Origin of the sequence: Acetivibrio saccincola (genome assembly GCF_002844395.1) — a bacterium.
GTDB classification, from domain to species: Bacteria; Bacillota; Clostridia; order Acetivibrionales; family Acetivibrionaceae; genus Herbivorax; species Herbivorax saccincola.
This window is the reverse complement of sequence record NZ_CP025197.1, coordinates 1,647,875-1,669,569: the sequence shown is the minus strand read 5'-3', so window position 1 is coordinate 1,669,569 and position 21,695 is coordinate 1,647,875. Positions and strand designations below refer to the sequence as shown.

Genomic DNA, 21,695 nt, shown 5'->3' with positions numbered 1-21,695 from the left:
CTTACACTCCTTCTTTGTAAAGAAGTTAGTGGCGCTTGTTTTTTGCTTTTTCATACTTTTCATAAGCCTGTATTATTCTTTGAACAAGTTCATGCCTTACTACATCCTTGTCCGATAAATAAACAAACTCCAAGCCTTTAATATTTTTTAAAATATTTATAACATCTTTTAAACCAGACTTTTTATCCTTTGGTAAATCTATCTGGGTTATGTCACCTGTTACAACAACTTTAGAGCCAAACCCTATACGGGTTAAAAACATTTTCATTTGCTCAGGCGTTGTATTTTGCGCTTCATCCATTATTATAAAGGAATTGTCCAAAGTCCTTCCTCTCATATACGCCAAAGGCACAACTTCAATCATACCTTTTTCAAGATAATTCTGGTACGCATCAAAACCCATCATCTCATAAAGTGAATCATATAAAGGCCTTAGGTACGGGTCTACTTTGTGCTGCAAATCCCCTGGCAAAAAACCAAGCTTTTCCCCTGCTTCCACAGCCGGTCTTGTAAGCACAATCTTGTCCACTTCCTTCTTTTTAAAAGCGGTTACCGCCATGGCTACAGCCAGAAAAGTTTTCCCTGTCCCGGCAGGTCCAATGCCAAAAACCACATCGTTATTTTTTATTGCTTCCACGTACTTTTTCTGACCATGGGTTTTGCATTTAATCTGCCTGCCCCTTGCTGTAACACAAACATAATCAGCGCAAAAACCATTAACCATTTTCATTTCATTATCATTTGCCAGCTGCACCAAATAACTAACACTTTGCTTTGTTATAATATCACCTTCTGTAACAAGATTTATCAAACGTTTAATTACAGTTTCTGCCTTTACAACTCCTTCACTAGAACCTGATATTTTTATTTTATTGTCCCTTGAAATTATTTTTACATCAAAGGCTTCTTCTATAATCTGTATATTTTTGTCGAAGTCTCCGAACAACTCCATAATGTGTTCTACTCTATCAACTTCTAGTGTTGTTTCTATAAAACTTTCCAATCAATTTCCTCCAATCTTTTTTGCAATTCCAATATTTTCTATACATTCAATTATAACATTTGCATACATGATACCGTTACTGTCTTCAAAAAAGTCTATCCGGGTATCTTTAATTTGTGAATCTTCCGGCATTAAACTTAAAATTTCTTCATAGGCTGCATCAATAGCAGCTTCCTTTGCCTCCTCAATAGATACCTTTCCTTCAACAACTCTGTTTTCATGATATCTTTCCACGATAATTCCAAATGGCAATACCAAATTTTCGCCTATTGACAATTGCTTTTTTATTTCTTCTTTGTCATATTCTTCATAGCTCACTTTTTTATGAAAAAAAGGTATTGTTTTTTTAAAAAATAAAAAGGTTACATTATTTTTGGTATTACCTGTCTTTATTTTTTCTTTAACATTTAAATGTATTTGCTGTCTGCTTTCATACCAGGTTCTTGCCATTACTTCTCCCATTGCATGAACAGTCCTGAAACTGTCTTCATTTAAAATTGGTATGGAACCTGATATTAACACATCACCTTCTTTTACAGTATCTCCTTCCTTTACCAAGGAATACCCATCTTTTACAATCAGCGATTCAATAACGCCGTCTTTAGCTGCCACCACATCGCAGGGTATATCTTTAGGAACTATCTCAGGTACCTCTGTTCTTTCTGCCACATTAACCTTTAACTTGGTACCCTTTACTGTAACACTTACCCAGGACAACTGGTTTATCCCGATTACAACGTTGTTGGCAACTTTTTCTGTATTAATGCGGTATTTTAATATCCCAGGTCTTATTCCTATTTTATCTAAATAATCAATTATAACCTGTGTCTCTACATTTTCATTTCCTGTAATCTCAATTGTCCACACAAAGGACAGCATAATATAAAAAAGAACAACAAATACTGCCAATCCAAGTACAAAAGTTTTTCTTTCTTTATACCTGCTTACAATAAAAGGCAGTCCTCTTTTTTCAACAATTCTCACCCTGCATCTGGTTTTTCTCGCAACAGGTCTTAAATGCTTAAAACCTTTTATACTTATTTTTAGACTTATTTTGCTGTTTTTTAGTTTCCTGATATCCCATAAATATATCTGTCTTTTTGTACATATATTAACAAACTTCTCTAAAAAATATCCCTCAACAATTATAATAACATATCCTTTGATATAATTCCACAATCTTAATAATAACATTTTGTTTCACCCATTTGCAAATAAAGTTTTTTCCCTTAAAAAAAATTAAGTTTTTACTTTAAAAATTCTATAGATGTAATATCTCCGTAAATCAACAAGTCTTCTGATGTTATTTCTTTTATAAAAAGCTTATTCCCCATAACTTTTATAATTCCGTCTTTGGTATTTATCCTCAACCTGTCATTTTCGTATTCTATAATGCCCTTGTAATTTTCAATAAGCATATTGTTATTGGCGTACATGGTGATTTTTGAAATATCCAGCACAATTTCCTTTGGAAGTTCCAAAAATTCACTCATTTTTTCCTTTATGCTACGCTTACCTTTTTCTGCTTTTCTTTCTTTTTTCTTTTTCCCCGGCATAAACTCTCTCCCCGCAACATTTTTTTGTACAGTTAAATTGTGCACTTAAACCAGTGTGTTTTTATTTATTTGAAATTCTTATATTTTATGTTTTTATGGTTAAAATACTTTAAAGACATTACTAAAGCTCATTTACATCCCCAAATTCAAATCCTCTTTCCCTGGCTCCTTTAATAATCATATCTAATGCATCAGCGTTGTCTTTTGAAACAGCGTGAAGTAAAATCACCGCACCGTTATGAAGGTTGTTCATAACCTTTTCATAGGCATACTCCTTGCCCCTCACTCTGTCCCTGTGCCAGTCATCATACGCAAAACTCCAAAAAAGATTTGTATAGCCAAGTTGTTTTGTAATGGCCAGTGTCCTCTCGCTGTATTCCCCTTTAGGAGGTCTAAGGTATTTCATTTTCTTACCGAAAATTTCATAAAAAGCTTTATCCAGCTCTAAAATTTCCTCCTCTATTTTTTTGTCATCAAGGCTTGGAAGACTAGGATGGTGTACAGTATGATTTCCAACTTCGTGACCTTCCTCCACCATTCTTCTTACTAAATCTTCATGTTCTTTTAAGTAAGGTCCTGTTATAAAAAATATGGCATTCACATTATTTTCTTTTAATACATCCAGTATTTTGGCGGTATACCCGTTTTCATAGCCTTCATCAAAAGTAAGGTATATTTTGTTTTGGGATGTATCCCCTAAATACACCCCCCCGTATTTTCTTAAAAGCTCAGGGGCACCCGGGTCTGCATCAGGTATTTCGTTATACCCTCTTCTTGAAATCCCCCATCGTAAGAGTTCATTGCTATAAGAAACAGTGCTGAAGGCTTCTACAAAAATATCCTCATATTCGGGTATCTCATCTATTACACCTTCGTTTAAGATGCCTGTAATTTCATTGCTAAAATCTATATTTTCAAGACCAACGGAATACGATGTTTCTAAATCTTCAGACCACTTTTCTTCTGGCTTATTTTCCCCCATCCTTAATACTATATTTATTGCAATAAGAACAATTACTGCTATGCAAAATATTACACCCTGTTTTTTCATATTTGTCCTCCAAATAAATCAGATTATATATATACCTACAATATTTATATAGTTTATTAGCATAAAAAATAACCTGTTTGAAAAACTATGGAATATAACTTTAGATAAAAAAACTGCACCGGCAAAAATCCGATACAGTTTTTTTTAGTCATTTACGAAATTCGTGATAATTCTGTTACTTACCCGACAATATCTCTTTATACTTAATTACTAATTCTAAATACACCTTTTTTTAGTTTTAGCAAACTGCCATTTTTTTCAGATACTATACTTCCCGGAACAAAACACAGACTAAATGCTTCCTCATCCTTATCTTTAATTCCTTCGGGAATTGCCTTTGTGTAATCCAATTGTACAACAGTTTCAACTTTGCCCTTTAGTAATTTAGCCCCACGGACGTCTACATAATTAGCTACTGAATTCCCGTTATTTCTGAAATATCCATTTTTATTCATATTCCAAGCTTCAAGCTCACTTTTCCCAATTTCTTTTATTGATTCCAATCTTAATCGTCCTAACCCATACTTTACATCTCCACCAACAATAATTTCAAGACCTTTACATAAAAAATTCCTATAGCTGGAATCACGTAACCCTATCAGCCCTCTCCAATAAACTTGATTAATATTATTGATACCGCAGATGTTAGTATTGTACTTGCTCCTATTGAGAAAAACCTCAATTTCATGGAGGGACTCATCTCTGGCAGCTTTATTAGCAGGTGAAACTGCCGTGGAAACACATGTATCGGTAAACGTTACCTTTATTTCTTGTTCTGAGTATCTTTTTTCATTGGAACAAGATGCATAAAACAGTTGGCCTGCACAAAATTTAGGGAAATATATATCACCGTTCAAAACGGGATAAAAGCATGTAGTGTATTCAAATTTCTTCTTTGCATCAGTATAAATTTCATCTGTTGCACCATTTTTTAACCCATAGGCATTTACCAATGCTCCCCACATTGTAAAACCTGGGATAAAAATTCTGCTTTCTGAAATAACTCCGTAATTATACTTACCGATATGAATGGGTGTAATCTGAGCAAAGGTTAATTCCAGCCACTTAATATTATTCATCATTCATCCCCCAATGTTTTTAGATGATATCTTGCATAAATTAAAGCTTTCTCCAGCATCTCTCTAAAAAATAATAAGTCATGCAAATTCTTCGATAATTCTTGGAAAAACTCTTCTGCGTCAGGATTACTATATGAGGGCAAAAATTCTTTTAATGAACTAATAGGAATATTAAGTTAATTTAAGAACTTGCAAACAATGATATATGTATATTTTATTGGACATAGAAAATTAAATCAACCCAAAAGTTCATACATGCTTGCACCTTATGGAAAAAAATAAAGGTTGACACTTATCATGCCAACCCCTATTCTAAAAAGCAAACTCAGAACATGGGGGATATGATAATGTATTTGAATAAAAAAGTAAAGAGGTTTTGGCTTAGTAATATAAGGAAAGAAGTTAGGCAAGCTATTGAAAAACTTTCAACCCAGCTAAAAGTTGAATTTCCTAAAGAACCCGAAAGACTACTCTCAAGTTATGTGTACAGAGAATTTAAGATTCATATTGATAAAGACGGAAGTATTAAAGGTGGTTTATTACGTCTATTGTTTAGTTTGATAGATTTTACATTTGTGAGAAGTCTGATAGCTGATTGTTATAGTGTTGAAGGTGGAAATTGTTATGACCCAGTTTCACTAATACTCTTAGAAGTAATAAAAATATGGGAAAGGTATCAATACTACCCAGATTTCTTGAAGGACTTAGAGGATAAGGAAAAAGGTGCTCAATACAGATATTATACAGGCATTGATGCTGAAAATGTTCCAACTGATGCCACTCTTCACAACTTTAGAGACAGGTTGGGAGAAGAAAAATTCAAGGATATAATGAATTTTTTAGTACAGATATTTACAATGGTAGAAATCATATCAGGTAAAATACTCTGCACTGACGGAACTCTGTTAAAAGCATTTGCAAGATACAGAGGGTGTAATTATATGGAAGACTGCTGTAAATGTATTTCTTGTCCTGAAAGTATAGTTGATGACGTAAATACAAGCATAAACGGAGCAGTTAAAGAGATAGAAGAAAAGGATAAAAAATCAGCTGTAGCAGTAATGAAAATGCAGCGTCCAAGAACTGAAATAATACAAAAAATAATTGAAATGGTTAAGAAAAAAGACAAGGATGCATTAATAGAAAATATAGGGACTTTTTCAATAATAAAGCTCCGTGTTATTAAAGGAACTATATCTGAATTTAAAGCACACAGTAAATATCTTCGCAGTATATTTGGAGAAAGTTTCAAATCACCTGATGGATATAGTCTTGAAGTAATATCCTGTGCTATTAGACTTGATCAAAATGAAAAATTGATATTTAAATGTCCCAAATCATGTAAAGATGTATCTGCAAGAATAGGATATAGGCGTAGTAAAGATAATCCAAGCAAGACAGAAAAAGTATTTGGATATAAGGCGGTAATAATTACAAGTATAGAAGCTGAATTTAATCTTGAAATACCAGTTGCAGTAATAACAGGTTCGGGAAATATCAGTGAGGCACAAACATTTGTTAACCTGCATCAAGAGCTTAAAAGGCATGTAAGCTTTAAAACAGAGTATCAAGTGTTAGACAGTGGCTATGATTACGAGTATGTATATTCATATATACGCAATGGCAATGGAAAACCTATAATAGACTACAACAAAAGACGTGAAAAGCTTGATGAGAAAAGCATGAAAAAAAGAGGATATAACCAAAATGGTTATCCATATGCTCCCTGCGGCAGAGTATGTACACCTAATGGATTTGATTCTTCTAGAAATGCATTAAAGAACACATGTAATAAGCAGTGTTTGAAAAGTAAGGATTTAGACAAACTTTGTAAATGTAGTTATAGAAAAAACAAGTGTGGGTATACAAAATGGATGACAATAAAGGAACTGCCTCGATTAATACTTGAAATTCCAAGGGGCACAAAGAAGTATAAAAAGATAAAGGCATTGAGGACATCATCTGAGAGAACTAATGGTTATGGTAAAGAATGGACAGGTATGTCCAATTTAAGGCTTCGAACTTTAGAAGCGTATGCTGCAAGAGTTACATTGTGCTGTATTGTTATAATGTTGAAAAAAATTATGGGTTTAATTTTACAAGCAACTATTGAACATAGGAATCCTTCTTTAGCAAAAAAGCTTTATAACAAAAAAGCAACCTCTAAACTCAAAGATTCTGCTTGAGATTATATACATTGAAAGGAGTGAAGTGAAGTTTTTGCCAAAAACTGATTTGCAAAATTTAATCTCTACATTAGCACCATATTTTAGAATGAAACTTCCGAACTGTAGAGGTCTAGTAGTAGTTATTTGGTTTTAGAATTGGATTATTTATACTCAATACCCATGGACAAAAATACTAATAATGTTTTGCCCATAAGTATTGATTTGTAATTACTGGAATAAAGAACTTAGTTCTTAAATTAACTTAACTTAACTTAATAACATAATGAATAAATTAAAGAATTTTATATCTTCATCATTTTTTATTACCTTATATTCAAAACAATTTTTAAATAATATTTACCGCCTTCATTTTCAAAAATAGCCCATGTACCGTCAAATTCCGAATATGTTTCTGCAAGAACTATTTTTTTAGAACCAATAACAAATATCTGAGGAGTACCATCCAAAGAATTAGGCAGCATACTACACTTATCTATAAGATTATATGTTGAAATTTCCTGAAGATCAAAAACATCTGAATCTTTAAAAAAGCTGAATTCATCCAAATTTAATACAGGAATTTCATCTAATCCGTATTCAGCGGCCTTTTGAAATAAATAACACAAGTCTATAGGAGTTTCATCAGCCACTTCAAATTGAAAATTATCAGGGATTTCAGCAAATAAATATTTATTTCTTACATCTTTACCCCTGTTCCCAAAACCGGAAGAAAAATTCCTTATAACTATAATTCCTGAGGATGAGATATTGTCTTTTATTTCACTTACATTTTTATTTTTTAAAGCTGAAATAAAATTTTCTACCGCCCTTAATGATTCTTCATCTCTTGTACCGGTTTTTTCCCCTTCATCACTTTCATCATTACTGATTATGTTAAATTTTGTAAGTATTTCTCTAGTTTCTTCCGTACTTTTTACCCCATTCCTTTTTAATACTCTATAATATTCTTTTATGAGCTGGTAGTATCTTGAATTAGGGTAATTATCCAGAAATCTTTCATAACTTCGAAGAATATCTTCAGCCCTGTCCGTTTCGCCGCGCATATCTGAAAAACTCATCAAATCTATACTGGTATATAGATAAATGTAAAAATCAATATTTTTATTTACCATCTCACCTATCCAGTCAACATTAGGATATTTCTTCAGGTAGTTCTCCCAGTCAATTATAAGATCACATAATTCATCCCTTCCTATAGACAACAACGCATCCGTTACCAAAAAACCCCCTCTTATATTCTTATCCTTACTATCAAGAAGAATAAATTCTTTTATTTCTTCCGACACATATTGTGTAAAATTATCTTTTAAATAATCGGGGTGGCTGAAAATATATTTTCCTTCCTCAAAAGATAAAGAAACAAATCCATTCCGCTTTAAATCCTCTTCTTCTATATATCCTCCGCTGCTAAAAGTATCAAAAATTTCATAATTTACCTCTTGGTATAACCGGTAAAAACTTTTAAACATTGCATCATTTTCAAGTTTGTCTTCAGATGCAAGCTCTTTGAATTTTTCAAAGGCTTTACTGACAGAATTATAGTCCTTTTTAGAAAGGGAACTTATATAATTTTTATATTCAAGGGTTTTATTTTCAAAGGTTCTTTTTACATCACCGGAATTCACTTTTGTACTCCAGACATATTCCCCGTCTTTATTTATGTATCCCCAATCCAAACCATCACCTTTGACTTTTGCAAGACCGTTGGAAAAATTCCCGGAAGTCACATAATGAGCAGCTTTTTGATGTTCAAAACCAGGCTCTATTACCACTTTTCCTTCTTTGTTAATATATCCCCATCCCAAATCCTCATCATTTATTTTGACCAGTGATAATCCTTCCGAAAACTCAAGACCGTCATAAAAGACAGGTTCTATTGCAAAATTCCCGTCTTTATCTATATATCCAAACTTTCCTTCAACAAAAACTCCTGCTAAGCCCTCACTAAATGAAAGTGCATACTCATATTCAGGCTCAATTGCAAACTTTCCTTCTTTGTCAATATATCCAAATTTTCCATTGCTTTTTACACATGCCAAACCTTCCGAAAAACTAAAAACCATTTCATATTCAGGCTCAATTACAAATTTCCCTTTTGTATTAATATAGCCTCCCTGCTCCTCGCCGTTCTTATTTACAGTTACTGCTGCCAAACCTTCTGAAAAGCCTTCGGCAAACACAAAAGCAGGATTTATAACCATATTACCCTTCTTGTCAATATAACCGTAATTGCCGTCTATTATAACCGGGGCTAAGTCCTCAGAAAATCCAAAGGCATGGTCATAAGAAGAGTCAATTACTACTTTCCCGTTAATGTCTATATATCCATATTTATTGTTCTCTCCGTCATATACAGGAGCCATTCCTTCAGAAAAAGCATACCCTGTATACTTTTTGTCCAATTCAAATACTTCCCTGCCTGATGCATCTATATATATGGTTTTTCCGCCTTTTCTCACCGGCGCCAAACCTTCTTTAAATTCCCCGGCCAAATCATATTGTTCTTCTACAATAACCTCTCCCTTTTTATTTATGTAGCCATATTTAGAATCAGGTGCATAGGGATTAAAAATACTGAATAAAGTTTCATTAACTATAGTTTGATTTTCTTTTGCAGCAGAATGTTCCTTATCTTTTTTTTCAATATTTTTACTGCATCCACACAGCAATAATACGGAAATCACTAAAATTAAATAATACTTCTTTTTTAACATTTTGTTCTCCCCTTTAAATTATATTTTTTTAATTATGGTTATAATTATACTTTAAAACAAATTATTCTTCTACAGGTTTTAATAAATTATACTTTAAAACCGAACCGTCATCCCTTACAGCCGGGATAATAATTTCATCTTTCTTTTCAACACTGATTCTATATCCGCTCCTTCTTAACACCTCCAAAATCCCACCTATCATATGCAGGGAATTATCAAGCTTATCAGGATCCCCAATGGCTTTTATGGTAAATGGCGGACTAAAATTCCTGCCATTTATAATCCACTTATTTACGTTGTGTATTTCACTTATATCTATTATCTTTATTTCAGTCATGGCAACAATTCTTTCATCCTGGATGGATATAGCCTGGGCTTCGGCTGCCTTTAACTCATTTATTAAGTCAATAAGCCCTCCCGGACGCCTTGCCCAAACACTAACGTCACCATCAATTGTCACAACAACCCCGGCTCCTTTTACATCCACCAATCCTGCAATGAGTTCTGCCCTTTCCTTTTCCCTTATAATGGTCTGTTCTAATTTTTCAATATCGTCTATAGCCTCTTTATATTCAGAAAGCTGGGCTTGCAACTCTTCATTCCTGTTTCTCAAACCTTCATTTATTTTTCTCTCCTCAATAAGCTGGCTTCTTACGTCTTCAAGCCTTTCATTTTGAATGGCTGTAGAAGCTTTGCTGCTGCTAATGCTTTTATACTGCCAGGACAACATGGTCCCTAATATTAAGCACACTATAGTTAAAGATATACTTCTGGCAACTCTTTTCATATTAAGCCTCCAATTTCCTCTTGCTATCCTGTTTTTGCTGTTTGCATTTTTTATTTATATTTTTTATAATTTTTATTTGAATTTTCTTATATTTTCTTATTTAATGTTTTCAATTTAATTGTTTCTATTAGCGCTTTATTGTACTAATAAACATATTTTAATAAAGACCCTTCATCTTTAATTTTAGGGATAATTATCTCCTCTTTTACTTCAATTTTTACTTCAAAATACATTTCCTTTTCAGCTATATTTTTTATCATATAAACTAAATAATCTATATTTTCAGGAGGTAAAACAGCTTTAATAACATAGGGAATTGTGTAATACATTCCGTTTATCTTATACCTGTCTCCTTCTGTCAGTTCAAACTCCGTCAAAGCTGTAACCCTTTCCCCGTTTACCGATATTGCCTGTGCTTCCCAAGCCCTAAGCTGGTTAATAATGTTTAAAATATCCACCTCGAATACTTTCCCATAAATAGAATCTATAACAATTTCAACTCCTTTGCCTTTTACATCAACTAACCCGGCTAAAATCTGTGCTTCTCTCATTTCCTTTTTTATTGTCCTATCTATTTTTCCCATATCATCCATGGCATAGGAATAATACTCTATCTCCTTATTTACCTCCTTGAGTCTTTCCTCTAACTCTTCATTCACTCTCTGCTGCTCTATAAGCTCCTCTTGCAAAGCTTCAATACTTGTTCTCTGAAAAACTAATAACTGGTTATTATTGGCAATGCTTTTGTACTGCCAGGATATCATTATTCCTATTGAGAAACACACAAGGGTCATGGTAATAATTCTCACAACATTTTTCATTCTTCAACAACCTCCACAGCATTGGTTAAAACATCAATCCTGCCGCTGTACTTTGGTATAACAATATCTTTTTCTTCCTTTATCTGAAACCTTATGTTATTTGGGATAAATTCAAATACCACTATAGAACTGTTTAAGAAAACCTCACGGATTTTCTTGGAATCCCCAATAACTTTTATTTCATAAGGCACAGCATACCTGTTTCTATTAATTCTTGTGGTAGGTCCTGCACAAACTATTTCAGTGGTGGAAATTATTCTTTCACCGTTTACAGATATAGCAACAGGTTGTGCTTTTTTTATTTCATTTAGTACTTCATACAAACTGGAGTCATGCAAAAGAGGGTCACTTACGCCACTTACTACCTCACTTGCATCATTTAAAGTTATAACAACACCGTCTCCTACCACTTCCGTAAGACCTGCTAAAATCCTTGCCCTTTCCCACTCTTCATTAATATCCTCACTGCCCCTCTCTTCCACTATATTTCTAAGTATTGTATCTCTCTCTACTATACTTTCTTCCAATTCTTTCTTTAAAATTTCTCCAATAGTCTTTTCCCGTTCTAGCTCTTTCTTTAAAGATTCAATGGTCTGGGCAGTTGAAACTGCATCCTTAGAAGTATTGCTCATTACACTTCTAAATTGCAATGCCAGTAAAAAGCCTAAAACCATAAATACAAATAACAATATGTTTCTTTTATCGCTTTTTCCCATATTAATACTTCCCTTTTCAATTTTTTATTATCTTATTTAAATATCCTGTTATAATAATCTTACACCAAAATAACCTTATTTCAAGTTAGTTAATAAATTTTTAAAAATAGTTTTTATACAGTAAAACACTAGCTTAATTATACTTTTTTAACTAGACACTGGCAAGATGTTAAAAAAACAGGATGAAAATTTAAATTATATCAATTTTCATCCTGTTTGAATTTACATTTATTTAAATGTATAATCCAGCTATTTTTTCTGGCTGTTTTCTATCTGGCTTTTTTATGTTTTTTGTGCTACCACCTGTCAGCTTTTACTTATTTCCCTTACTTTATTTACAAATGTATTGGTGAGTTCTTCTGCAAATTCAGCGGAAAAACTTTCGCTTTTTATCCTGCAGACAGGCTGTTCTGCATCAGGTAGAACCAAAACCCATCCCCCGTCTTTGAATATTTTTACACCTTCTAAAGTCTCTATGCTTTCACTTTCATTTTCCTGTATTATCTGGCGGATAACCTTTCCTTTGTCATTCCATGAGCACTCAACTTCTTTTTCATATATATGAATATCCGGTATCATTTCCACTAAATCAGACAAGCTGTAATTGTTTATTTTCATAAAGTCCAATATTTTTACAATCCCGGCTATAGCATCAAAATTGAGTATAAACTGATCATATACCTGTTCTTTTACATCAATTGTTAAAATCTTATTCATTAAATCCTGGTGAGAGGTTTTTGTTCTTATTACTTTTCCATTGTTTGCATCTGCCAGCTGTTCAATCACATGGCTGGTTGAAACCGGTACCACCACCGTCCCCCCTTCAACGGTGCGGAACATAATAAGTGAAATAAGGGCAGTAAACATATCATCTGTCACAATCCGACCTCTATTGTCCACCAGCATCATCTTTTCCGATGTCTCCTCAATGGAAACACCCAAATCAAAATCCCCCATGCTGACCATTTTAGCAAAGTATTCCCTGTTCTTTGAATTTACTTCTTTATTTCCATAACCAATATCAATATTTACTTTTTCTATAGAGCATCCTAAACTTGTCAATAAATCTGTTACACATTTTAATATAGACTCTGACGGGGAATTTAGAGCAATTTTAAAATCCAGTTTTTCAGATTTAACATTATTGATGATGTTTCTAATGTAAAATTTGGTGTAATCAGGTATAACTTCAACTTCTTTTATAGATCTTCCTTCGCATCTGGAAAAGTCTTCTCTCTGAAACATGGTTTCTATTTTTCTTTCTGTGTTCCTGTCTATATTGCTTCCGTTTTTATCTATGAAATCAATTTTTAATTTACCTATATTTTTACTGGAAGTACTAATATGAATACCCCCGTCTACGCCATAAAATCTCACTGCTGATCTCATAACCGGCAAATGTAAAACTTCAAAATCCAAAACCTTCAATCCTGCTGATATTAAACCTGCTATAAAGGAAATTTTAAGCATCTTTGCCGGATTTGACTCGTCTGAGCCAACTGCTATTTTACCCTTTCCTTTAAAAAGGGAGCCATAAGCAGCACCCAGCTTTGACGCATACTCCGGGGTTATGTCCACATTTATTTCCCCCGCCATTCCCCTGAATCCAAAAATGGAGCGTATAAATTTAGAACCCCATACAAGATTTGAACTTACTTCTGTTCCCTCTTCTACTATTTTATCAGGCCATATTTTTATATTAGGCTTTACAATTGCATTTTCTTTTATAATGGTGCTGTCTCCAACAACAGAATTTTCAAAACAAGATACATTTTGTTTTAACTTAACCTTATCACAAATAACAGTTCCCCTTAACTGCACATTATTTTCCAATATTGTATTTCTCCAAAGAATACTTCTTTTAATCCCACTTCTTTCACCAATTATATTGTTTTCTCCCAAAACGCTGAACTTACCTATCACAGCACCTTTTTTCACTTTTGTATTTGTTCCTATTATGCATGGTCCTTCTATTGATGCACCATCATCAATAATGCAGTTTTCCCCAACCCATACTCCGTCCTCAATTTCCTTTCCGGGTATGCTTACCTTTACCCGCTTTTCCAATATGTCTTGATGCGCCTGGCTGTATGCCTTTAAATCCCCAATATCACACCAGTAATCATCACTAATATACCCATACATTGGTTTGTCTTGCCTTAGCAAAAGAGGAAAAAGGTCTTTGCTAAAATCAAATATTTCATTTTTGTTATAATATTTTAAAACTTCTGGTGAGAGAATATATATACCTGTATTTACCGTATCGCTAAAAACCTCACCCCAGCTGGGCTTTTCTAAGAATCTGGTTATCCTTCCGTCTTCATCCGTCACTACTACACCGTACTCCAGTGGGATTTCGACTTTTTTAAGAACCAGGGTTGCCATTGATTTTTTGCTAAAATGAAAATCTATTGCCTTTTTCAAATCAATATCTGTAAGAGCATCACCACTTATAACAACAAAGGTGTCGTCTAAAAAATCCTCCGCATTCTTAACACTTCCAGCCGTACCCATTGGCTTATCTTCAACATAATACCTTAAATTTACATCAAATTCCCTTCCATCACTAAAATAATTTTTAATGATATTAGGCAGATATTGCAATGTAACGGCAATATCCGTAAGGTTATATTTTCTCAGTAGTTCTATAATGTGCTCCATAACAGGTTTGTTCACTACCGGTACCATAGGTTTTGGAATGTTGCACGTAAGTGGCCTCAGCCTGGTACCTTCGCCTCCCGCCATGATAACTGATTTCATTTTATTCATCCTTTCATTAATTTCTTATTTAAAAGACAAAGAAATATCTATATAACCATTTTTGTTTTACTCAAATTTTGTTTGCCCAGTCATAAACTCTTTATAAAATCATAATTTCTTAAAAAGATATTCACCCCTAACAATAGTTTTTAAGAAATTACATACAAAAAAGTATAGAATTTCAAAACATAATAAGATTAATTTTTATATTTAAAGCTTTTGTAATATTGATAATTTTAATTCCTTTTAAAATTACTCAAGTTTGTTAATTTATGCTTTAACAATATTTACACCACTATCATATATAAACATTTATCTTTAAAAATATGTTTTTAATCTTTTTTAGTATCCTTTTTAATCTTCATAAGTAACATTTTATTTTGCAAAAAAATATAATAATGCAAAGGAGGAATAATTATGTTTTTTTACAATAGAAGATTTATCCCGCAACAACCCAAAATAGAGTATAAAGAGCAAATACCTAAACAAACAATTGACATATTAAGTCTTAAAAATGCTGTTTTAAGAAGCCTAGAACACCTGTCTGACAATATTGATGAAATTAAAAAAACAATTAATGAACTTAAGAAAAAAATAGACAATATTGAAGCAAAACAAATTCATTTAGAAAACCAGTTTGACTCAGAAAACTTTTCAGAAGACAGAATTTCCCAATCTGATTTACTGGAGATTAAAGCAGAGCTTGATATGCTAAAAAAAGAAGGATTAATTAATAACAATTTCCCGGTCCAAAACACCAATAACTACTTAAAATCAACTGGTGAAAGCTATTCGGATTCAGATAACCAACCTATTATGCCCGGTTCAGGCTTTTCCAGCATTACAGCAGAGTATTTAAAAAACATCCATAAAAAATAAAGTACTTTCATATTTTAGTAACATAAGATAAACAAATAAATATTATGTAAAAAGAGTGGTGTGTAATCTAATAATTATTATTAAGAAAGGAGAATCATTATGAAGTTTCAACAGGATTTTGTTGGCTCAAAAGCTGAATTTGCTGATTTTATTAAAAAAATCATACCGGATCTTTTTGCCGGAAAACTTAGCGTAGAAGGACGGAACGTGGTACTACCGGGGGACAGGGAATTAGATTATAAAATAAAATTTACTGAAGAGGAAGACGGCGGTGCTTTCAACTTGAAAGTTTCATGGGAAAACACAGTTGAAGAAGAAGAGGATGATGAATTACAATTAGAAGTCGATTAGTAAGTTTTTCTATATTGTTCAGGGGATGGTTTTAACTTTCCCCTGGAACATTTAAATAAAGAGGAGGAAATATAACATGGTTTCTATATCCAGAGAGCCTCTTGAATATGTGCTGGGGAAATACAATATAGATGTAATAAAAATAAGAAATGAATCCTATAAAGAAAAAAAAGGGGTATGGTGGGTACATACCTCAGATGACTTTAAAGTTTTAAAAAAGGTTTCAAACTCTGAAGACACTTTAAAATATATAATTAGTGCCATCTACCACCTATGTGATAATGGTATTAAAATCCCTTCAATAAATAAAACCAAAGACGGAAAGGATTATGTAAAGGTAAATGACAGCTGCTACATACTGTCTGATGCAGCTAAGGGAAAAAATCCTTCATATAAAACAGATAATGAGTTTAAAATTGTTGTTACAGAACTTGCAAAATTTCACAAAGCATCCCAAAATTTTCATCCAAAAGCAGGTACAAAGCCTAAAGTGCACCTTGGAAAATGGATTGATGAGTATACAAAGAGACTGGAGGATATGAATAACTTTTACAAAAGGGATTTAAACAAAAATCAAAGCGGGGAAATTGGAGAAATAATCATAAAGGAATTCCCCTTTTTTTATAACAGGGCTAAGGAAGCTATATCAGGTCTTAAAGGAAAAGAATATAAGGACTGGGTGGATAAAGTGGAAAAGGTCGGGGGGCTTTGTCATCAGGATTTTGCCGCAGGAAATCTCTTACTTTCGCCAACCGGGGATGTTTATGTATTAGACACTGATTCCCTTACAATAGACATTCCTGCAAGGGATATAAGAAAGCTTTTAAATAAAATAATGAGGAAAAACGGCAAGTGGAGTTTAGAGCTCCTAAAGACATTTATCAATACCTATCAAATTACCAATCCCCTTTCTTATTCAGAATGGAAAGTTGTAAAACTGGACTTAATGTTTCCTCATTTGTTCTTAGGAGCCATGAGCAAATTTTACTATCAAAGGGACAAAGAATGGGGCTTTGATAAATACCTTAAAAAAATAAAAGAAATTTGTGAGTTTGAAAAAACCTTTTCCCCTGTACTAGATAGTTTTGATTCATTAATACCAGGCTTATAACACTCTTAATTAGATTTTTTTAGACAAACAGTAAAAATGAAAGGATGTAGTGTATGGAAAGCAAAAAAAACCACCTGCACCAGCTGGCAAAGAGGGTGCTAAAGGAATATAACATAATAGCTGGTGAAATCAATATAGTTCAAAGTGGAAATATAAAAACAGTGTGGAAAGTTAAGACAAATAATAATTTATTTTGTCTAAAAAGATTAAAACATACTTATGATGCTTACGATAAAGCTTTGTTTTCTGTAAATGCTCAAAACTATATCAAAAAGTCCGGTGGAAATGTCCCTGGTATAATAAAGGACAAAAATAATAATCTTATTGTAAAAACAGATGGCCAGCTTTTTGTATTATATGAGTGGCTGTACGGCAAGGATCTTAACTTTAATAATTTAAATGATTTAGAAAAGGCTATAACAGGGCTTGCAAAATTCCATGTGTATTCAAAAGGGTATGTACCTCCTGCTGATTCTAAAATATCTACTAAACTTGGCAAACGCCCCGGTCAATATGCATCTATGAGGAAAAAAATAGTATCATGGAAAAGCATTGCAAAGGAAAAACAAGAAATATCAAGCTACAATACATTTCTTAAATATTGTGACGATATAGCCAAACTATCGGATAAGGCTTTGGAACTTTTAGAATCATCATATTACAAACAATTAACATCTGAAAAATCAGACAGCATAGTGCTGTGTCATCAGGACTATGGAAAAGGAAACGCTCTATTAACCCAAGATGGCGTATATGTCATTGACTTAGACGGAGTTACTTTTGATATTCCCTGCAGGGACCTTAGAAAAATAATAGGTAAAACATCAGAAAACAGAGGGCAATGGGATAAGTCCATTGTTTTAGATATTTTAAAATGGTATTCAAAAGTAAATCCCCTTACACCTGAAGAAATGAAAATTCTTTTTATTGATCTTTTATACCCTCACTGGTTTTATGGAATTGTTAAAAACATTTTTAAAAACAATAAAGTTGAAAACTCCGGCAAAATAGAAAAAATCGCAAAACTTGAATTGTCAAAAGTTCCTTTGCTTGAATCTTTAATAAAAAGAGGTGAATAAAATGAAAATTGCTTTAATTTGTACAGAGAAACTTCCTGTTCCCCCTGTTGCAGGCGGGGCAGTTCAGCTATATATATCAGAAATACTGCCGTATATATCCAAAGAACACGATATAACGGTTTTTAGTTTAAGTCACCCCAGCCTTCCTATGGAGGAAACTGTGGACGGGGTTAAGTTTATTAGGGTAAATGCAAAAATCCCTGCTGGTTATTATAAAAAAATAAAAGAATTGTTAGAAAATCTAGACTTTGACTTGGTACACGTTTTTAACCGACCGAGGTGGGTTCCTTTTTTAAGTGAAAATCTCCCTAAGACAGGATTTAGCTTAAGTCTTCACAATGAAATGTTTCATCCTGATAAAATATCTGAATTTAAAGCAAAACAGTGTATAAAAAGAGTGGAATTTATAAACACTGTAAGTAAATTTATAGCTGACGGGGTAAAAAAGCTGTATCCTGAATCAGCTGACAAACTAAATGTGGTTTATTCCGGTGTAAATGTGGAAAAATACAGCCCAAACTGGTCTTCCACCGGGATGGCAAATAAATTAATTTTAAAAAAGCAATATAATTTATTGGATAAAAAAGTAATTCTTCATGTTACCAGATTAAGCCCAAAAAAGGGTACTCATATTGTTATATCTGCAATGAAAAAAGTACTAAAAACATATCCTGACACCGCCCTTGTTGTTGTAGGCAGCAAATGGTACGGAAAAAATGAAGAGGATGAATACGGAATATACTGCAGAAACCTTTGCAATGACATTTCTGACAATGTAGTTTTTACAGGATTTATACCTCCTTCTGAAATGCCCCAGTATTATAATTTAGGAGATATATTTGTATGTGCCTCCCAGTGGGAAGAACCTTTAGCCAGGGTACACTATGAAGCAATGGCTGCCGGTCTTCCAATTATAACAACTGACAGGGGCGGAAACGGGGAAATATTTGAAGAGGAAGTAAACGGGCTTCTCATTAAAGACTACAACAACCCTAACTCTTTTTCCCATTATATAAATTATCTTTTATCAAGACCTAATGTGGCAGAAGAACTTGGCTTAAATGCAAGAAAAACAGCATTAGAGAAATACACCTGGCAAAGGGTGGCAGAGGAGGTATTTGCTCCTATAAAAAATACCGACCCTGATACCTTCCCAAACAGAGGAGAAATTACAGCCCTTGCTTTAGAAGCAGAAAATAGAAATGAACCTTCCGCCAATAATGGTTTTTTCCCAAGTAATTTTTAATACATAGGGAATAAACTTTATGCACTTATCTTAAAGGATGTGGTTAAAATGAGAGTTTTGCTTGTAACAGGAGGCGCAGGCTTTATAGGCAGCAATTTTATAAAATTTTTTATTCGCAGGAATAAAAATTTTCTTATTATAAATATGGATAATCTTGGTCCTTCATCTAATCTTAACAATCTTAAAGAACTAGAAAGGTCGCCAAGATATCATTTTGTAAATGGGAGCATTTGTAATCAAGAGCTTGTTAACTATGTAATAAAAAGACACAGACCAGATGTAATAATTAATTTTGCTGCAGAAACAAACGTCAACAAAAGCCTTGCAAATCCTATTGCATTTTCACAAACCAATGTACTTGGCACCCTCACCCTATTAGAGAGCGCCAGATATTTTTGGAGCAAACAGAATTTTAAAGGAAAACTTTTTATCCAGCCATCTACCTATCAGGTATATGGAAGTACTTACAATGATGGTGTATTTTTTATAGAGGATTCTAACATATCCCCCCAAAATCCTTATGCAGCATCAAAGGCCAGTGCTGACCTCATTGTAAAATCCTCTTATGACTCCTATGGTTTTCCAGCAATAATAGCAAGAAGCTGCCAAAACTATGGACCTTTCCAAAATATAAATGAATTTATTCCGTCTTGTATTTATAATATTTTAAATAACACGGAAATTCCTATTAAAAAGGATGCTTCTGTAAGAAGGGAATGGATTCATGTTTTAGATAATTGTGTAGCTTTAATAAGAATATTGTTTTATGGAAAAGTGGGTGAAATTTACAATATAGGTTCCGGATATGAGCTTTCAGACTATGAAATAGCCCAGGAACTTTTAAGGCTTTCAGGAAAACCATATGACAAAACAAAAGCTGAAAACATAAGCCGCTGTGTTTTAAACAGTTACAAATTAAAAAACAATTTAAACTGGGGCACAAAATTCTCACTAACAGACGGACTCATAGACACCATTCACTGGTACAAAGGATATTTTTCTAAAAGTAAATAAATATTTTTTTACCATAGGTAAATAAATATTAGGTGGTAAATTTTTTATATAATAAAAAATTCCCTGAACTTATAAAATAAATTATATAAGATAGTTCAGGGAATTTTTGTATATCTTATTCCTTTTAAATTTTATATGGATTTTTATATCTAAGTCTATTAACTAAATATATAAAAAGCAAAAAAAGGAGCTGTGAAAAGGAGATTTTAAGCTGCCTTTAAATCACAGCCCTTTGTGGGGGTACATAGGGGTGTTTTTAAAACCTATACATGAATATCATAGTAATATAACCTGTCAGGTGTTACTACTTCTTTGTATAATTTACATCCTGGCAATCCTAAGTGTCTTATTATATCAATTGCTTTTCTAAGATTTTCATGTTGAAATCTAACTCCCAGATTACAAAGGTCTGTCATTAACTCCCGGGGCATGTAAGTTATTTCACACTTTATACCTTCATCCTTCAGTCTCCTCTCAAGTATAAAAGCATGAGACCTTATTTCTACACCTGCATAATAGTATTCCATAAACTCACCCCGGATTTAGTCTTCTGAATACTCCCTCTTTTGGTCTAATGGATTCCATTTTTGTTCTGGGAAAAATCTAGTAGGAAATGGTGTTTTCTTTCTGTCAACAAATGTCTTGCAGTTTTGAGAATGGGTTACATTCTGTTCCGGAGGCACTGGGCAATATCCGTATGAAGGTATTAATAATTGTACAACACATTCACATTTAACAATAAAGAATACTCCTATATCAATGGTTAACATTCCTGTAGCCTGGTTAAGCATATCGTTAAAAGCTTCTGCTAATGCTTCTACTTTTATGATGGAACCTTCTGCTTCACGTTTTTTCTTCTTCCTGCCATCATCCCAGAAATTGTCACATGTTTTTGCAGACCCTGACTGGGATATGCAATTTGGACAGTAAATCTCATTTACTGTCAGGTTAAAAGCAGCTTCATCAACCTGTTCTAATTGTTCTGAACCGTCAGAATAGTGAATTGTATATCTTATTTTAACAAACAGCTTTAGTTTTTTATAGCCTGGTTTTGTAAGTGAATCTGTTTTTGATATAACTTTGACTTCAACAATTGTAAAATCAGTAGCTCCTTCAAAGGTAAATGACGGATGACATACATCACCGCCTTTTTTAAGGACAACTGTCCTGGTAATGCAATCTCTCAATGCAACCTGGTCAAATACTTTTGGAACTTGTATACATACCAGCTCATTAGGTGGTGGGAAACAACTTGGATTTAAAATCTGACCAGCTTCAATTCTAGGACCACGTTCGCTAGACATAAAAAAACCTCCTTTTTACATAATACCTCAAAAAA

The 21,695-nt window shown here is 33.1% G+C and carries 19 protein-coding genes; 7 read left to right on the top strand and 12 right to left on the bottom strand.

Annotated elements, in window-relative coordinates:
- Positions 1 to 25 precede the first annotated feature (25 nt).
- From HVS_RS07400 to HVS_RS07380, 5 genes are all read right to left on the bottom strand, one after another.
- Positions 26 to 1,003, bottom strand: a complete 978-nt coding sequence (locus tag HVS_RS07400) for a PhoH family protein (protein ID WP_192876528.1) — start codon at positions 1,001 to 1,003, stop codon at positions 26 to 28.
- Complete coding sequence (gene yqfD / locus HVS_RS07395) at positions 1,004 to 2,197, bottom strand: sporulation protein YqfD (RefSeq protein ID WP_101300749.1); 1,194 nt, start codon at positions 2,195 to 2,197, stop codon at positions 1,004 to 1,006.
- A 53-nt stretch (positions 2,198 to 2,250) separates the two neighbouring features.
- The gene (gene yqfC, locus HVS_RS07390) at positions 2,251 to 2,559 is read right to left on the bottom strand and encodes a sporulation protein YqfC (protein WP_101300748.1); all 309 of its coding nucleotides are present in this window, start codon (positions 2,557 to 2,559) and stop codon (positions 2,251 to 2,253) included.
- A gap of 121 nt (positions 2,560 to 2,680) precedes the next feature.
- Positions 2,681 to 3,610, bottom strand: coding sequence for a delta-lactam-biosynthetic de-N-acetylase (gene pdaA / locus HVS_RS07385; RefSeq protein WP_101300747.1), 930 nt, complete (start codon positions 3,608 to 3,610; stop codon positions 2,681 to 2,683).
- Between the two features lie 203 nt (positions 3,611 to 3,813).
- The gene (locus tag HVS_RS07380) at positions 3,814 to 4,689 is read right to left on the bottom strand and encodes a hypothetical protein (RefSeq protein ID WP_101300746.1); all 876 of its coding nucleotides are present in this window, start codon (positions 4,687 to 4,689) and stop codon (positions 3,814 to 3,816) included.
- 347 nt (positions 4,690 to 5,036) lie between these two features.
- On the opposite strand from HVS_RS07380, the gene HVS_RS07375 reads away from it, so the two are divergent.
- On the top strand, positions 5,037 to 6,875 hold the full coding sequence (locus HVS_RS07375) for a transposase (RefSeq protein WP_159063419.1): 1,839 nt from the start codon (positions 5,037 to 5,039) through the stop codon (positions 6,873 to 6,875).
- 305 nt (positions 6,876 to 7,180) lie between these two features.
- Here the strand turns inward: HVS_RS07375 and HVS_RS07370 are convergent, their stop codons facing one another.
- From HVS_RS07370 to HVS_RS07350, 5 genes are all read right to left on the bottom strand, one after another.
- Positions 7,181 to 9,592 carry a WG repeat-containing protein gene (locus HVS_RS07370; protein WP_101300744.1) on the bottom strand — a complete coding sequence of 804 codons (2,412 nt, stop codon included), beginning with the start codon at positions 9,590 to 9,592 and terminating at the stop codon, positions 7,181 to 7,183.
- A gap of 61 nt (positions 9,593 to 9,653) precedes the next feature.
- Positions 9,654 to 10,379 (bottom strand): DUF881 domain-containing protein, encoded by a 726-nt coding sequence (locus HVS_RS07365; protein ID WP_101300743.1) that lies wholly within the window; start codon positions 10,377 to 10,379, stop codon positions 9,654 to 9,656.
- Positions 10,380 to 10,522: 143 nt separating this feature from the next.
- Positions 10,523 to 11,200, bottom strand: a complete 678-nt coding sequence (locus HVS_RS07360) for a DUF881 domain-containing protein (RefSeq protein WP_101300742.1) — start codon at positions 11,198 to 11,200, stop codon at positions 10,523 to 10,525.
- On the bottom strand, positions 11,197 to 11,916 hold the full coding sequence (locus HVS_RS07355) for a DUF881 domain-containing protein (protein ID WP_101300741.1): 720 nt from the start codon (positions 11,914 to 11,916) through the stop codon (positions 11,197 to 11,199). Before HVS_RS07355 ends, HVS_RS07360 begins: the two co-directional genes overlap by 4 nt.
- A 306-nt stretch (positions 11,917 to 12,222) precedes the next feature.
- On the bottom strand, positions 12,223 to 14,676 hold the full coding sequence (locus HVS_RS07350) for a mannose-1-phosphate guanyltransferase (RefSeq protein WP_101300740.1): 2,454 nt from the start codon (positions 14,674 to 14,676) through the stop codon (positions 12,223 to 12,225).
- Between the two features lie 417 nt (positions 14,677 to 15,093).
- On the opposite strand from HVS_RS07350, the gene HVS_RS07345 reads away from it, so the two are divergent.
- The 6 genes from HVS_RS07345 to HVS_RS07320 all read left to right on the top strand — a co-directional run bounded on the left by HVS_RS07345 (position 15,094) and on the right by HVS_RS07320 (position 20,356).
- Positions 15,094 to 15,555: a hypothetical protein gene (locus HVS_RS07345; protein WP_101300739.1), complete on the top strand. Its 462-nt coding sequence runs from the start codon at positions 15,094 to 15,096 to the stop codon at positions 15,553 to 15,555.
- Positions 15,556 to 15,654: 99 nt separating this feature from the next.
- A complete protein-coding gene (locus HVS_RS07340; RefSeq protein ID WP_101300738.1) occupies positions 15,655 to 15,906 on the top strand; it encodes an amphi-Trp domain-containing protein in 252 nt (83 codons plus the stop codon).
- Between the two features lie 76 nt (positions 15,907 to 15,982).
- A complete protein-coding gene (locus tag HVS_RS07335) occupies positions 15,983 to 17,017 on the top strand; it encodes a CotS family spore coat protein (protein WP_101300737.1) in 1,035 nt (344 codons plus the stop codon).
- Positions 17,018 to 17,070: 53 nt separating this feature from the next.
- Positions 17,071 to 18,096: a CotS family spore coat protein gene (locus HVS_RS07330; protein WP_101300736.1), complete on the top strand. Its 1,026-nt coding sequence runs from the start codon at positions 17,071 to 17,073 to the stop codon at positions 18,094 to 18,096.
- A gap of 1 nt (position 18,097) precedes the next feature.
- Entirely contained in the window at positions 18,098 to 19,342 is a 1,245-nt protein-coding gene (locus tag HVS_RS07325; protein ID WP_101300735.1) for a glycosyltransferase family 4 protein, read from the top strand.
- A 48-nt stretch (positions 19,343 to 19,390) separates the two neighbouring features.
- Positions 19,391 to 20,356 carry a dTDP-glucose 4,6-dehydratase gene (locus HVS_RS07320; RefSeq protein ID WP_101300732.1) on the top strand — a complete coding sequence of 322 codons (966 nt, stop codon included), beginning with the start codon at positions 19,391 to 19,393 and terminating at the stop codon, positions 20,354 to 20,356.
- A 263-nt stretch (positions 20,357 to 20,619) separates the two neighbouring features.
- Here HVS_RS07320 and HVS_RS07315 read toward each other — a convergent pair whose 3' ends face one another.
- On the bottom strand, positions 20,620 to 20,883 hold the full coding sequence (locus tag HVS_RS07315; RefSeq protein ID WP_101300729.1) for a putative Se/S carrier protein: 264 nt from the start codon (positions 20,881 to 20,883) through the stop codon (positions 20,620 to 20,622).
- A 15-nt stretch (positions 20,884 to 20,898) separates the two neighbouring features.
- Positions 20,899 to 21,660 (bottom strand): hypothetical protein, encoded by a 762-nt coding sequence (locus HVS_RS07310; protein WP_101300727.1) that lies wholly within the window; start codon positions 21,658 to 21,660, stop codon positions 20,899 to 20,901.
- Positions 21,661 to 21,695 lie beyond the last annotated feature (35 nt).